The sequence below is a fragment of the Agromyces sp. CF514 genome (genome assembly GCF_900113185.1).
Classification (GTDB): domain Bacteria; phylum Actinomycetota; class Actinomycetes; order Actinomycetales; family Microbacteriaceae; genus Agromyces.
In genome coordinates this window covers 1,957,442-1,970,839 of record NZ_FOZD01000001.1, presented here as the reverse complement: position 1 = coordinate 1,970,839, position 13,398 = coordinate 1,957,442, and the positions used below count along the sequence as shown (strand labels likewise).

The window sequence follows — 13,398 nt, the reverse complement described above, 5'->3', positions numbered from 1 at the left end:
GCGGCCGCGACGGATGCTGAAGGCTCACGACGAAAGGAATCGCGCCCATGAGGAAACGACTGATCGGAATCACGGCGGCGGCGGCCGGAGCGCTGCTCGTCGCGGGAGGCACCGTCGCGGCGTTCGCGAGCTCGGCCGGCGGAGGTGACGGCGGGCACGAGGACTCCTCGACGGCCATCACCGGAACGGCGCTCGAACAGGCGACGGCCGCGGCGGTCGCGGCGGCCGGCGCCGGAACGGTCACGGAGTCCGAGGCCGGCGGCGACGAGGCGGCGTACGAGATCGAACTGCAGCTCGACGCCGGCGGCTCGGTCGACGTGAGGCTGGACTCGAACTTCACCGTCGTCGACGTCAGCCCCAACACCGGCGACACCGAGCAGGGAGACGGAGACGGCGAGACCGCCGACGACGGCACCCAGCAGAACGAGGGCCCGCAGGGCGACGGCGACGGCGAGACCGCCGACTGATCGCCCTGGAGATGTCCTGACCCAGAGGACGGAAGCCGCCGGGTGCCCCCACCCGGCGGCTTCTGCGCGCCTCCGCCGGCCCCGTCGGTCCGGTGGACGGACCATGTACGGATTCTCAGAATCGGCGAGCCCGGTTCCGTGGCGCCATCCAGCGCCGCCTCCGAGGCTCTCCCCGTCGATTGGGGACGGGATGACGGACACGACCGTTGCTCCGAACGCGACCGCGGTCGCTCGGGTGCCGCCACGTGCGCGCGGCCGAGATCTTGCCGGGCGGATGTCTCCGGCGGTCATCGGGCTCCTCGCCGCTGCGCTCGCGTCGATCGCAGCAGGTGTCCCCTCGTACTGGGGCGACGAAGCGGCGAGCGTGCTCTCGGCGCAGCGCTCGATCCCGAGCCTGCTCGGGCTGCTGGCGCACATCGACGCGGTGCACGGGCTGTACTACCTGTTCCTGCACGGTTGGATCGGCCTGTTCGGCACAGGCGAGTTCGCGACGCGGGCACCGAGCGCGATCGCGATCGGCTTCGCGGCAGCGGGCACCGTGGTGCTCGCCGAGCGGTTGGTCGGGCGTCGGGCCGGGATCCTCGCGGGCCTCGTCTTCGCCGTGCTGCCCGTGGTGACGCGCTACGGCATCGAGGCGCGATCGTATGCCTTCGTCATGGCAGCCTCGGTCTGGATCCTGGTGCTGCTGCTCGCCCTGGTGCGACGTGGCGAGCGCCGTCTCCTCCCGTGGGCGGCGTTCGTGTTCGCGTTCGCGGCCGGCATCCACCTGTTCGTGTACCTCGTGCTGCTCTGGCCGGTGCAGCTCGCCCTGGTGGCCCTGTTGCGCCCCGGCCGCGCGATCATCATGCGGTGGATGGCCGCGAGCGGCGTCGCGCTCGCCCTCGCGTCGCCGTTCATCGCGCTCTGCCTCTCGCAGCGGCAGCAGATCGCGTTCCTCGCGCATCGTCGGTACGCCGAGGTCGATTCGGTGGTCGCCGGTCAGTGGTTCGGCGGGAGCCTCTGGCTCGCCGTACCGGCGTGGGCGCTCATGCTGGTCGCCGTGTTCGCCGGGGCGCGCGACCCCGCGCGACGCCGGGCGACCGCGATCATCGTCGCGTGGGCGGCGGTGCCGACGCTCGCGCTCCTCGCCGGCAACGCCTGGCTGACCCCCATGTACAACCTGCGGTACCCGGCGTTCTCGGCGCCGGCGGTCGCGATGCTCATCGCGCTCGGGCTGCTGGGCATCCCGCGCATGGTTCCGCTGCCTCGCGCGAGCAGATGGATGCCCGCGGTCGGGCTCGCAGCGCTCGTCGCCGTGGCCGTGCCCGGCTTCATCGCCCAGCGCACCGCGTTCGCCAAGGACGGCGGTTCCGACCTCCGCCAGCTCGCGTCCACGATCCTGGCGAACGCCGCCCCCGGCGACGGCATCGTCTTCGACGCGACGACGAAGCCCTCGCGCCGACCGCGGCTCGCCCTCGATCTCTACCCCTCGGCATTCGCGGGCCTCGACGATGTGGCGCTGCGACAGTCGTACGCGCAGCGGTCCCGGCTGTGGGATCGGGTCGCACCGGTCGGCGACCTCACCTGGCTCCGAGCGCGGGCGACCGGCCCCACGCTCTCGGCTGCCGCGACTGCCGGGCCTGCGGACTCGTCCACGGCAGCCGCGACATCCGCGCCGCCCCGAAGCGCACCCGAACACATCTGGGTGATCGAACTGGGCCGGGACACCACCGAGCTCGAGCAGATCGGCGCCATGGGCTACGACGTGCGGCGCGCGATCCCCGTGCACCGCACGACCGTCTACGAACTCGTCGAGGAGTGAGCATGTTCGATCGCAGGCTGGTCCGTCAGCTCGTCTCGTTCATCGGAGTCGGCGGTGCGGGCCTCGTCATCGACGTCGGCCTGTTCAACCTGCTGACCCTGACCGTGCTGCATCCGGGCGTGCACGGCGGGGTGCTGCTGGCGAAGACGCTCTCGTCGGCCGTCGCGATCCTCGCCAACTGGATCGGCAATCGCACGCTGACCTTCCGCGGCCAGGGCCGACCCGATCGGCTCCGCGAGTCGCTCGAGTTCGCGCTCGTGAGCGTCGCAGGCTCGATGATCGCGGTCGGATGCCTCTGGCTGAGCCACTACGGCCTGCACCTGACGAGTCAGCTCGCCGACAACCTCGCGGCGAACGTCGTGGGCCTGGCGCTCGGGTCGGCCTTCAGGTTCGTGCTCTACCGAAACTGGGTGTTCGGAGCGGATCGAGTCACCGAGCCGGCCGGATGACCGACGCTCACCCGGCCCCGAGCAGCTCCCGCTCATACGCCGCCGTCCGCTCCCGCAGCGCGTCGGCCACGGCCGCGACGGCGGCGAGTCGGAGGGAGTCGGGCCGCAGCACCATCCAGTACGGCAGGCGCTCGGCGAACCGCCCGGGCAGGAGTCGCACGAGATCGGGGTGCTGATCGGCCATGAAGCACGGCAGGAACCCGATGCCCGCGCCGGCCCGCGTCGCCTCGACGTGCACGAACACGTTGGTGGACGAGAGCGAGTCGCGCATGGTCGGCACGAGCCGGCGCGGCCCGTCGAGGTCGTCGACGAGCAGCATCGAGTCCACGAAGTAGACGAGCGGATGCCGCGTCAACTGTTCGACGTTCGCCGGTTCGCCGTGCTCGGCGAGGTAGTCGCGCGAGGCGTACATGCCGAGGACGTACTCGCCGAGACGGAACGCGCTCGCGCGGTGCACCTGCGGCTCGCCCACGACGACCTCGATGTCGAGGCCGGACCGGTGCTGTCGCGCCCGCCGGGTGACCGTCTCGATCTCGACCGTGATGCCGGGATGCCTTCTCCGCAGTGCGGCGACGGCCGGGGAGGCGATGTGGGCGCTGAAGCCGTCGGTCGCCGAGATGCGCACCATGCCGGAGAGCTGCTGGTTCTCGGGCGCGTCGGCGACGGCGGTGAGTCGCCCGAGCGCGAGCTCGACCGCCTCGGCTGCGTGCATCGCGCGACGTCCGAGCTCGGTGAGCTCCCATCCGCCGACGGACCTTGCGAGCACATGGCCCCCGAGCGCCTGCTCGAGGTTGGCGATGCGCCGCGAGACCGTCGTGTGGTTGAGGCCGAGGCTCTCGGCGGCGGTCGTGAAGCGGCCCGTGCGCGCGACGGCGAGCAGTACGAGCAGATCGTCCGGGTTCGCCACATCTGCAATTATGCACAGCGCCGTCGCGATGTTGGTCGTTGATGCACGACACCATCCGGGCGACACTCGTTGAGCCGCCGGAAGGCGAGCACGCATCGCGCATCGCGCGATCGGGTCAATGACGACACCGAAGGAGATCGACGCCGATGAGCGTTCAGCAGCAGGACACCGGGGCGCCGACCCCCACGACGGAGGCGGGCACCCCCATCTCGGGCCTCAAGAAGATCGTCGCGGCGTCGATGGTGGGCACCGTGGTCGAGTGGTACGAGTTCTTCCTCTACGCCACCGCGGCGTCCCTCGTCTTCGGCGCGTTCTTCTTCCCCGCAGCGGGCACGCAGCTCGACGGCATCATCGCGGCGTTCCTCACCTATGCGGTCGGCTTCGTCGCGCGCCCACTTGGCGGGATCGTCTTCGGCCAGATCGGCGACCGGCTCGGCCGCAAGCACACCCTGCAGGCCACGATCATCCTCGTCGGCGTCGCGACCTTCCTGATGGGCTGCCTGCCCGGGTTCGACTCCATCGGCTACTGGGCGCCCGCCCTGCTCGTCGCCCTGCGCTTCATCCAGGGCTTCGCCGTCGGCGGCGAATGGGGCGGCGCGGTGCTGCTCGTCGCAGAGCACAGCCCGAGCCGCAGTCGCGGCTTCTGGGCGAGCTGGCCGCAGTCGGCCGTGCCCGTCGGCAACCTGCTCGCGACGCTCGTGCTGTTCACGATGTCGTGGGTGCTGCCGACCGAGCAGTTCCTCAGCTGGGGCTGGCGCGTCGCGTTCTGGCTCTCGGCCGTGATCGTGATCATCGGCTACTACATCCGCACGCACGTCACCGACGCACCGATCTTCCTTGAGGCCAAGGCCGAGCAGGAGCAGGCCAAGGCCGCGAGCGTCGGCGTCGGCGCCGTCATCCGCCGCTACCCGAAGCAGCTCCTGCAGGCGATGGGCCTGCGGTTCGCCGAGAACATCCTGTACTACATCATCGTGAGCTTCTCGATCGTCTACCTGTCGACGGTCGTCGGCTACCAGACGAGCGAGCTGCTGTTCGCGCTCATGATCGCGCACGTCGTGCACTTCCTGGTGATCCCGCAGGTCGGGCGTCTCGCCGACCGCGTCGGGCGCAAGCCGGTCTACCTCGCGGGCGCCGTGCTCGGCGCGATCTGGGCACCGATCGCGTTCCCGCTCTTCGACACCGCGAGCCCCGTGCTCATCGTGCTCGCGATCACGGTCGGCCTGTGCTTCCACGCCCTCATGTACGCGAGCCAGCCGGCCGTGATGAGCGAGATGTTCCCGACGCGCATGCGCTACTCGGGCGTCTCGCTCGGCTATCAGGTGACGTCGATCATCGCGGGCTCGCTCGCCCCGATCATCGCGGTGGCGCTGCTGCAGAACTCCGGATCGTGGATCCCCGTCGCCGTCTACGTCGCGATCGCCTGCGCCATCACGGCGGTGACGGTGCTCACCCTCCGCGAGACGAAGGGCATCACGCTCCAGTCGGTCGACGCGGCCGACGCGGAGCGCTACCCCGCGTGACGCGAGCCTGACCCTGCCCGCCCAGCCCGCGGCGTCGACGAATCCGGTTTCCGCCGGTCGACGCCGCGGGCTTCGTCATGCCCGTGCTCGGCGACGTCCGACACCGGAAGAACGAACGGATGCCGCGGCCACCCGGCCGCCTACGCCTTCGTCGTGCCGCTCACGACCGCTGCCGGCGGGGTCAGCGTGTGCGACATCGAGGCCGCCGCCGCCGCGTACTCGAACTCGTCCGGCTTGCGCGTGACGCCACGTGCGACCAGCAGCGCCAGGGCGATGCCGAGCACGCACCAGATGCCCATCGAGATCGACGACCACGAGAACGCCTGGGCGAGCGCAGCGCTCTGCGAGGCGCCGTCGGCGACCTGCGTCGCCGAGACCGAGCTGTAGACCGAGGCCACGATGGCCGTCATGACCGCGGCACCGACGTAGCGTGCCATGTTCGACACGCCTGACGCCGCGCCCACCTCGCGGGGCTCGACGCACGAGGTCGACAGCGACGAGCACGGGCCGTTCTGCAGGCTCATGCCCGCGGCGACGCCGATGAGGGGCAGCACGAACAGGGCGTACGTCCACGTCTCCTGCACGAATGCGAGCGCGGCGAACGACACGGACATGAGGACGAACCCGACGGCGATGGTCGTGCGTGCGCCGATCCGGCTCACGATGGGCGTGATCAGCGGCGCCAGCACCACCGCCGCCGCCGCGACCGGGAGGGTCGCGAGGCCGGCCTGGAACGCGTCCATGTCGAGGCTCGCCGGGTCCTGGAAGTAGAGGCTGACGACGTACATGATGCCGTTCACCGTTCCCGAGCCGAGCAGGATCGACAGGGTCGCGCCGACGAGCACCTTGTTCTTCAGCAGGGCGAGATCCAGCAGTGGCGCCTTGACACGACGTTCCACGAGCACGAACCCGACGGTCGCGAGGATCGTGATGGCGAAGCATCCGAGGGTCTGCACCGAAGCCCAGCCCCACGCGCTGCCGTTCGTGAGCCCGAAGATGAGCGGGGCGAGGATCGCGGCGATGAGCACGGTGCCCGCGAAGTCGATCGACCGCGGCCTCGTGGGGTCGCTCGACTCGGACACCGCCGCGAGCGTGATCGGGATGCACACGGCCGCGATCGCCGCGTCGATCCAGAACAGCCCCTGCCAGCCGAGCGTCGAGGCGAGCAGGCCGCCGACGAGCGGACCGGCTGCGGCACCCACGGCGGATGCCGCGCCCCACAGCGTGACCGCTCGCAGCTGCGCCTTGCCCGTGCTCGATGCCGACAGCAGGCTCATGCCGCATGCGAGGATCGTCGCGCCCGCCGCGCCCTGGATGCAGCGCCCGGCGATCACTCCGATGCCCTCCTGCGAGAGCGCGATGAGCACGCACGAGGCGATGAACAGGAACAGGCCGCCGAGGAAGATCTTGCGTCGGCCGAAGACGTCGCCGAGCGAGCCCGACGTCACGATCACCGCGGCGCCGACGAGCGAGTAGCCGGTCACGGCCCATTGGAGCGTGTCGGTGGGCGTGCCGGTGTCCGCCGAGATCGCCGGGATCAGGATCGACACCGCCGAGGTGTTCGCGTTCACCACCAGCGCCGAGACGGATGTCGCGATGAGCGCGCCCTGTGCGCCGCGCTGCGCCGCGGTCTGCCCGGGCGCCGAAGTCGAAGTGTCCCCCATGAGGAACTTCCTATCACTGCCTCGGGCGGCAGGGCCAGAGGCGTCCGTGGCCGATTCGCGCGTCGCGAGCGATCCGCCGTTTGGCCGCTGAACGGCCCGCCGAACGGCTCGGCCCACGGATTCGCGCGCGACAGGCTGGCGCGCCGACGCCGCACGGGCGTAAGGTGCCCCCGGGAACGAGCAGTCAACGAGCATTGGGGATGCCATGACGGATGCCGCGACGAAGCCGACCATCGTGCTGGTGCACGGGGCGTGGGCCGACGGATCGAGCTGGGACGCGGTCACGCGAGCCCTGCAGGCGCAGGGGTTCACGGTGCTCGTGCCACCGAACCTGCTGCGCGGGCTCACCGACGACAGCGCCTACGTCGCGTCGTTCCTCGCGCAGCGCACGAGCGGGCCGGTCGTGCTCGTCGGGCACTCGTACGGCGGTGCCGTGATCACGAACGCGGGAACAGCGGGCGACGTGCGCGCACTCGTCTACGTGAACGCGTTCATGCCCGACGAGGGCGAGACGGTCGTCCAGCTGCTCGACGGCTCGACCTCGGCCCTCGGCGTCGCCGACCCGACCACCATCTTCGACATCGCCGGCTACCCCGGTGCGCCCGAGGGCGCCGCCGAGGTGTTCCTCAAGCCCGAGGTCGTGCACGCCTCGTTCGCGCAGGACCTCGACGAGGCGACCCGCTGGACCATCGCCGCGAGCCAGCGACCCGCCTCGCTCGTGGCCAACGTCACGCCATCGGGACCGCCGGCCTGGAAGTCGATCCCGAGCTGGGCGGTCATCGGCACCGACGACCTCGTCATCCCGGTCGATGTGCTCCGCCGCATGGCAGGGCGCGCCGGTTCGACGATCTCGGAGGTCGCCGCCTCGCACGTCTCGATGGTGTCGCACCCCGAGACGACGGTCGACGCGATCCTCGCGGCAGTCGACTCGGTCTGAGTCCGACGGGCACCGCCTTCGCCGCGCGGCCGCCGGGTCAGTCGCCCTTGCGCGCGAACAGTCCGGCGATCCGGTTCTGCCAGCCCACCAGCACGCGCGGCGGGCGGGCGTTCACCGCGGCCGGACTGTGATGCGGGCGAACACCGCGGGTCGCGCGCGCACCGCCCTGCATGGCACGCCCGTGACGGGTGGCGCCCTGGTGCCCTTCTGGCCGCTCCTGATGCCCGGGAACGCCCGGCATGCGATGCGTCGCCTCGTGCAGGGTCTGCATCGCCGCGTGATCCTTCGACATGGCCTCCACCTCTCCGTTGTCCGGTCGTCAGCGCCATCCGCTCTCTACCGGTGATAGAGAATCTACCACTGATAGAGTGCCAGGCGGGTGAGCTGAGCCGAAGGGGCGGAACGATGGCACTGGATCGGCAACAGGTCGTCGCCGAGGCCGTCGCCCTCCTCGACGCCGAGGGCCTCGACGGCGTGACCACCCGCAAGCTCGCCGCCCGCCTCGGCGTGCAGTCCCCCACGCTGTACTGGCACGTGCCCAACAAGGCCGCCCTCGTCACCGCGATCGCCGACGCGATCCTCGCCGACCTCGTGCAGCGGATGTCACGACCATCACCCGACGAGTCATGGCAGGACTGGCTGGCCGACCTCGCGTCCGGACTCCGCCGAGCGCTGCTCGCCCACCCCGACGGAGCCCGCGTGCTGTCGTCGGCACAGCTCTCGGCTGCGATGAACGCTATCTCGGAACTCGCCATGAGCACGCTCGTCGCCGCGGGCGTCCCGTTGCGGCACGCGCGCGTCGTCACCCTGACGATCGAGCGCTTCACCGTCGGCTACGTGCTCGAAGAGCAGGCGCCCCGCCCCGACGAGGCGGCGCTCGCAGGATGGGATCTCGCCGAGTTCACCGCGACCCACCCCACGCTGATCGCCGGCATCACCGACTACTTCGCCGACGGCCGCAGTCCCGACGACCTCTTCGACGACTGCCTGCGGGTCGTCATCGCGGGCGCAGCGGCCTCGAACTGACCGAAATCGCAGCTCGGCTCGGCTCGCTCGGCGTCTCGGCGCGCCGCCGGCGGCGAACGAGCCGAGGAACGAACGAGGGCCGGGAAACGAACGAGGCCGTGATCAGGCCTCCCTGATCACGGCCTCGTTCTTCGGTTGCGGGGACAGGATTTGAACCTGCGACCTCTGGGTTATGAGCCCAGCGAGCTACCGAACTGCTCCACCCCGCGCCAGCGACTCCGGAACGAAGTCGCACGCTGTTGCGTTGTGTCCAGTATACGGGCTCCGCGAGGTGCCTCCGACCACATCCGGGGTTCGGGCAGGGATCCTGCACGGCAAGCGGCGCTTGGAGGTCGGACCCCCAGGCCTTTCTGATCGCCGGGCGACTCAGGCGATCGCGCGCTGGACGAGCTCCCGAAGCCGTGCCTCGATCTCGGGTCCGGCCGAGAGCACCGCGAACGACGTCGGCCAGAAGTCGCCGTCGTCGAGACGGGCCGTCTCGTCGAAGTTGACCGTGCCGTACCTGGTGCCGAACTTCGAGGCGGGCTGGTAGAACACGACGACCTTGCCGTCGGCGGCGTAGGCCGGAAAGCCGTAGAACGTCTTCGGCGAGAGATCGGGTGCGACTTCAGCCACGACCCGGTTCAGGAGCACGCCGATCTCCTTGTCGACGCCCTCGAGCCCGTCGATCGCGGCGACGCACGCCTCGACCTCCTTCGCAAGCTTCGCGGCGCCCTTCAGGCCCTTCGTCTGGCGGATCTCCTCGGCGCGCTGCTGCATCGCCGCACGCTCCTCATCGCTGAACCCCGTCTTGGTGTCCCGAACGTCGCTCATGATTCCTCCTGTTGTGCGGTGGGTTCCGCTCCATCTCGATCCCACGCTACGGTGCCCAGCGCTCGCGCGCTTCTCGATTCCTGACGGCTCGCCGCGTGATCCCGACGCGGTGCGTGCCGGCGCCGAGGCGTCCGGCGCCGCGCAGGCCCGATGGTTCCGTCGCGCCGCATCCGCTGGACGGTCGACGAACGGGTCAGGGGCGCCCCTGTACCGCGCACGACGGCTCGGGAGTAGCGTGTGGCCGAGGCCTCTCGATGCCCGGCCTGCGACGTCGACCGAATCGACCGAGCGCCTCGATCCCGCACTGCTCGCGGAGGTGATCGGCCATGGCCGACGAAGCGGACTATCTCGACACCGTGATCGCCGAGTTCGCACAGGTGGGCGCCAACCGCCTGTTCGACGCGATGTTCGCTCGGGGCGGCGCTCCGACGACTGATCCGCTGACGCTCGACCTGGCGCCGCTCGCCGCGTCGATGCAGCGAATCCACGGCACGAGCCAGGACATCCTCGATGCGATCCGCCGACCGACCCGGACCGCCGCCGACGAGCTGCTCGATCGAGCCGAGCACGCCTACTCGAACGGCTGGCACGAGGAGGCCCTTCGGGATGCGGAGCAGAGCATCGCCACCTACCCGTACCTGGCCGCAGCGCACCTCGTGAAGGCTCTGGCGGCTTTCAGCCTCGGCCGCACCCAGGCGACCGTCGAGGGACTCCTCGGCGCCATGCGCTACGGCGTCGGTGAGCAGACGCCGGTGGCTGCGACCGCCGCCTTGCTCATGGCCGACCTCGCGGACGCCGCAGGGACATCCGAGTCGGCAGTGCAGGTGCTCGACGAGTTCCGTGCCGCACACGGCGAGGTCCCCGAGGTCGCGCTCGCCCTCCACCTGCGCGCACCCGACCACGACGGGTACTTCAGAGCCGCGATCGATGCCCTTCACGGGACGGGCCTGGTGCTCGGCCGAGTGCACGCCCCCAGCGAGCTGTTGGGCCTCACCGACCGGCTCGACGACTACCTCGCCGCACAGGCGCAGCGTGAACTGCTCCACGACCACCACCTGCGCGCGGCGACCGCGCTCGCCGCGCAGGCGAACGCGACCCTCGCCCGCTCCGTGCCGATCGACCCGGGTCTGCTCGCCTACCTCTCGTGGACTCGCCAGACGCCGCTGCCGACGCCGCGAACGGCGGCGACCGTGCGCGAACTCGCGGCGATCTGCGGCATCATCTTCACCACGGACTGGCTGTCGGATGCAGCGCGATTCGCGGCGTGGCTGCGACCACGGATCGACGAGTTCGCGCTGCAGCGCACGACCTGGACCCAGCCGGACACGCCGTTCGCCGATCTCTCGCCGCTCGTCTTCACCCTCGACGAACTGCTCATCCTGCACGGCACGTGGACGGCGGCGATGTCAGCCCTCGCGCAAGACGCCGTGACGGATGCATCGATTCCGCCGTCGCCCGTCTCGTTCCCGGCCTTCGTCGTGCCGCTCGTGCTCGCCGCGCCGAGAAGCCCGATGTTCGCCGTCGCAGATGCCGTCGCGCGCGCTCCGGCACGGGCGATGGACTGGCTCCCCGCGGTTCGGGTCGACCAGACCCGACGGACGAGAACGGCTCGGACCTTCTCGATCACCTCCGCCGCACATGCGTGGGCCCTGGTGGTCGACACCCGCCGACACAGCGCGCACCTCACCGGAGGGCGAGAAGCGCTGCTCCTGCAACTCGCGCAGGGCGGCGCCGTCGACCTGCCGCTCGTGATCGACGACCGTCTCCACACCCTGCGTGTCGATCGCCCATCGTCGGACGAGGCCGACTGCACGCTCTCACTCGACGGCGTCCGACTGCAGATCGGGCAGGCCTGACGGCGAATGCCGGCGGGCCCGTCAGGCGCGGGTCGGCCGTCGCGAGAGTCTCGGACGCAAGCGAAAAGGCCGGGATCGAATTGCTTCGATCCCGGCCTTTTCGTGCGATATGCATACCGCTTCGGTTGCGGGGGCAGGATTTGAACCTACGACCTCTGGGTTATGAGCCCAGCGAGCTACCGAACTGCTCCACCCCGCGGCACAAGAGATAAACCTAGCACGGGACTTTTGACCTCACAAATCGAGGCCTCGACGCGTTGCAGCATACGCACGCACCTGTGCATCAGCTATGGACGCCCGACAGCAGGAGGCGGATTCCGTTGCGGTTCTCCCAGTTATTGTAAGGACTCCTTCCAAACCGGTGCTCCCGGTTGGTAGCGTCGCCGCAATCGCACGGCGTCGTGCCGTGCGGGCACACCGATCGATGAGGATTCACATGCCGAAGCGTCACCTGATCAGAACCGCGGCCATCGCCGCCGCCGCGACCGCGCTCGTCGCGGCATCCGCCGTCTCCCCCGCCCTCGCGCACGGAGGTGGCGACGACCGGGGCGGTCATGGCCACCACGGCGACCATCGCAAGCATCCGCACTCGGCCGGCCCCGAGGACATCAACGGGTACCGCGCCGTCGGCTACCTCATGGCGGACTCCCCCGTGACCCGCGACTACCAGGTCGAGGATCTCCTCACGACGGGTGCCATCGAGGACATCACGCACATCAACTACGCCTTCGGCAACGTGACGTCGAACCTCACCTGCGAGATCACGAACACACCGGGCGAGGGCGACGCGCAGAACGACTACCTGCGGCTCGTCTCGGCCGGCGACTCGGTCGACGGCAAGAAGGACTCCAAGAACCAGAAGCTCGCCGGCAACTTCAACCAACTCCGCAAACTGAAGGAGCAGAGCCCCGACACGAAGATCCTCGTCTCGCTCGGCGGCTGGACCTGGTCCGACAACTTCTCCGCCGCCGCCGCGACCCCCGAGAGCCGCGCGAAGCTCGTCTCGAGCTGCATCGACGTGTACCTGAAGGGCAACCTCCCCGTCGTCGGCAAGCAGGGCGGCAAGGGAGCCGCGGCAGGCATCTTCGACGGCATCGACATCGACTGGGAGTGGCCGGTCACCGGCGGCGAGGTGCCGAGCTCGAGCCCCGACCCGTCCGTCGACAAGGAGAACTTCCTCGCGCTCATGGAGGAGTTCCGCGCCCAGCTCGACGCCTACGGCAAGAAGACGCGGTCGGACTACCTGCTCACGGCGTTCGCTCCCGCCGGCGGATGGAATGCCGGGCAGGGCGGATGGCTCGACCCGCGCCTGTTCGCGTCGGTCGACTTCCTGAACGTGCAGGGCTACGACTTCCACGGCGGCTGGGTGCCCGACAAGACCGGACACCAGGGCAACCTGCACCCCGACGGTACCGAGAACTGGGGGCTCGGCCTCGACGGCGCCGTCGGCATGTACCTGAACGCCGGGGCGGCACCGGAGCAGCTGAACGCCGGTCTCGCGGCCTACGGCACCGGGTGGACCGGCGTCACGGTCGGCGACGACGCCTGGCAGAGCGCCACCGGGTGGATCGGCACGAAGCCCTACTCCGACCTGCGCGAAGTCGGCACCGCCTACTTCGACCCGACGGTCGGCGCCTCATGGCGCTACGACGCCTCGACGGGCGACTGGTGGAGCCTCGACGACCCGGCATCGGTGACGGCGAAGGCCGAATGGCTGACGCAGGCCGGATACGGCGGCGCCATGTGGTGGGACCTCTCGGGCGACTACCGCAACGAACTGGGCGACTCGCTCGGCGATGCCCTCCGCGACGGACCCGAAGGTCCGCTCGACTGACGGTTCGGCCGGCCTCGCGCGCCATCGCTCCCGGCGCGAGATGCACGGCACGCGGGCACGCACGACGATGGCCGGCAGGTATCCTGCCGGCCATCGGTCGTTCTCGGGTCGATCGCGAGGACGA

The 13,398-nt window shown here is 70.3% G+C and carries 12 protein-coding genes and 2 tRNA genes; 8 read left to right on the top strand and 6 right to left on the bottom strand.

Going from position 1 to position 13,398, the window contains the following annotated elements:
- Positions 1 to 47: 47 nt before the first annotated feature.
- From BM342_RS08715 to BM342_RS08705, 3 genes are all read left to right on the top strand, one after another.
- On the top strand, positions 48 to 467 hold the full coding sequence (locus BM342_RS08715; RefSeq protein WP_092964992.1) for a PepSY domain-containing protein: 420 nt from the start codon (positions 48 to 50) through the stop codon (positions 465 to 467).
- Between the two features lie 190 nt (positions 468 to 657).
- Entirely contained in the window at positions 658 to 2,268 is a 1,611-nt protein-coding gene (locus BM342_RS08710; RefSeq protein WP_177232111.1) for a glycosyltransferase family 39 protein, read from the top strand.
- 2 nt (positions 2,269 to 2,270) lie between these two features.
- Complete coding sequence (locus BM342_RS08705; RefSeq protein WP_092964990.1) at positions 2,271 to 2,717, top strand: GtrA family protein; 447 nt, start codon at positions 2,271 to 2,273, stop codon at positions 2,715 to 2,717.
- 7 nt (positions 2,718 to 2,724) lie between these two features.
- Here BM342_RS08705 and BM342_RS08700 read toward each other — a convergent pair whose 3' ends face one another.
- Entirely contained in the window at positions 2,725 to 3,624 is a 900-nt protein-coding gene (locus BM342_RS08700; RefSeq protein ID WP_369823119.1) for a LysR family transcriptional regulator, read from the bottom strand.
- A gap of 146 nt (positions 3,625 to 3,770) precedes the next feature.
- On the opposite strand from BM342_RS08700, the gene BM342_RS08695 reads away from it, so the two are divergent.
- Complete coding sequence (locus tag BM342_RS08695) at positions 3,771 to 5,144, top strand: MFS transporter (RefSeq protein ID WP_092964988.1); 1,374 nt, start codon at positions 3,771 to 3,773, stop codon at positions 5,142 to 5,144.
- A 140-nt stretch (positions 5,145 to 5,284) separates the two neighbouring features.
- Here BM342_RS08695 and BM342_RS08690 read toward each other — a convergent pair whose 3' ends face one another.
- Positions 5,285 to 6,808: an MFS transporter gene (locus BM342_RS08690; protein ID WP_092964987.1), complete on the bottom strand. Its 1,524-nt coding sequence runs from the start codon at positions 6,806 to 6,808 to the stop codon at positions 5,285 to 5,287.
- 205 nt (positions 6,809 to 7,013) lie between these two features.
- On the opposite strand from BM342_RS08690, the gene BM342_RS08685 reads away from it, so the two are divergent.
- On the top strand, positions 7,014 to 7,745 hold the full coding sequence (locus BM342_RS08685) for an alpha/beta fold hydrolase (protein ID WP_092964986.1): 732 nt from the start codon (positions 7,014 to 7,016) through the stop codon (positions 7,743 to 7,745).
- 37 nt (positions 7,746 to 7,782) lie between these two features.
- Here BM342_RS08685 and BM342_RS08680 read toward each other — a convergent pair whose 3' ends face one another.
- Positions 7,783 to 8,016, bottom strand: coding sequence for a hypothetical protein (locus tag BM342_RS08680; RefSeq protein ID WP_143109799.1), 234 nt, complete (start codon positions 8,014 to 8,016; stop codon positions 7,783 to 7,785).
- A gap of 134 nt (positions 8,017 to 8,150) precedes the next feature.
- Between BM342_RS08680 and BM342_RS08675 the strand changes: the two genes are divergently transcribed.
- Positions 8,151 to 8,771 carry a TetR/AcrR family transcriptional regulator C-terminal domain-containing protein gene (locus tag BM342_RS08675; RefSeq protein WP_092964984.1) on the top strand — a complete coding sequence of 207 codons (621 nt, stop codon included), beginning with the start codon at positions 8,151 to 8,153 and terminating at the stop codon, positions 8,769 to 8,771.
- Between the two features lie 135 nt (positions 8,772 to 8,906).
- On the opposite strand, the gene BM342_RS08670 is transcribed toward BM342_RS08675, so the two are convergent.
- Both BM342_RS08670 and BM342_RS08665 read right to left on the bottom strand, forming a co-directional pair.
- A tRNA-Met gene (locus BM342_RS08670) sits at positions 8,907 to 8,980 on the bottom strand.
- Positions 8,981 to 9,137: 157 nt separating this feature from the next.
- Entirely contained in the window at positions 9,138 to 9,584 is a 447-nt protein-coding gene (locus BM342_RS08665; protein WP_092964983.1) for a hypothetical protein, read from the bottom strand.
- Between the two features lie 326 nt (positions 9,585 to 9,910).
- On the opposite strand from BM342_RS08665, the gene BM342_RS08660 reads away from it, so the two are divergent.
- Positions 9,911 to 11,440, top strand: a complete 1,530-nt coding sequence (locus BM342_RS08660) for a tetratricopeptide repeat protein (RefSeq protein WP_092964982.1) — start codon at positions 9,911 to 9,913, stop codon at positions 11,438 to 11,440.
- Between the two features lie 125 nt (positions 11,441 to 11,565).
- Here BM342_RS08660 and BM342_RS08655 read toward each other — a convergent pair.
- Positions 11,566 to 11,639: transfer RNA gene (locus BM342_RS08655), tRNA-Met, on the bottom strand.
- A 237-nt stretch (positions 11,640 to 11,876) separates the two neighbouring features.
- Here BM342_RS08655 and BM342_RS08650 point away from each other — a divergent pair.
- Positions 11,877 to 13,274: a glycoside hydrolase family 18 protein gene (locus tag BM342_RS08650; protein ID WP_143109798.1), complete on the top strand. Its 1,398-nt coding sequence runs from the start codon at positions 11,877 to 11,879 to the stop codon at positions 13,272 to 13,274.
- The last annotated feature ends 124 nt before the right edge of the window (positions 13,275 to 13,398 follow it).

Excerpts from the sequence above, each read along its gene's own strand:
- BM342_RS08715 (WP_092964992.1), top strand. The coding sequence starts at position 48 with ATGAGGAAACGACTGATCGGAATCACGGCGGCGGCGGCCGGAGCGCTG.
- BM342_RS08710 (WP_177232111.1), top strand. The coding sequence starts at position 658 with ATGACGGACACGACCGTTGCTCCGAACGCGACCGCGGTCGCTCGGGTG.
- BM342_RS08705 (WP_092964990.1), top strand. The coding sequence starts at position 2,271 with ATGTTCGATCGCAGGCTGGTCCGTCAGCTCGTCTCGTTCATCGGAGTC.
- BM342_RS08695 (WP_092964988.1), top strand. The coding sequence starts at position 3,771 with ATGAGCGTTCAGCAGCAGGACACCGGGGCGCCGACCCCCACGACGGAG.
- BM342_RS08690 (WP_092964987.1), bottom strand. The coding sequence starts at position 6,808 with ATGGGGGACACTTCGACTTCGGCGCCCGGGCAGACCGCGGCGCAGCGC.
- BM342_RS08685 (WP_092964986.1), top strand. The coding sequence starts at position 7,014 with ATGACGGATGCCGCGACGAAGCCGACCATCGTGCTGGTGCACGGGGCG.
- BM342_RS08680 (WP_143109799.1), bottom strand. The coding sequence starts at position 8,016 with ATGCAGACCCTGCACGAGGCGACGCATCGCATGCCGGGCGTTCCCGGG.
- BM342_RS08675 (WP_092964984.1), top strand. The coding sequence starts at position 8,151 with ATGGCACTGGATCGGCAACAGGTCGTCGCCGAGGCCGTCGCCCTCCTC.
- BM342_RS08665 (WP_092964983.1), bottom strand. The coding sequence starts at position 9,584 with ATGAGCGACGTTCGGGACACCAAGACGGGGTTCAGCGATGAGGAGCGT.
- BM342_RS08660 (WP_092964982.1), top strand. The coding sequence starts at position 9,911 with ATGGCCGACGAAGCGGACTATCTCGACACCGTGATCGCCGAGTTCGCA.
- BM342_RS08650 (WP_143109798.1), top strand. The coding sequence starts at position 11,877 with ATGCCGAAGCGTCACCTGATCAGAACCGCGGCCATCGCCGCCGCCGCG.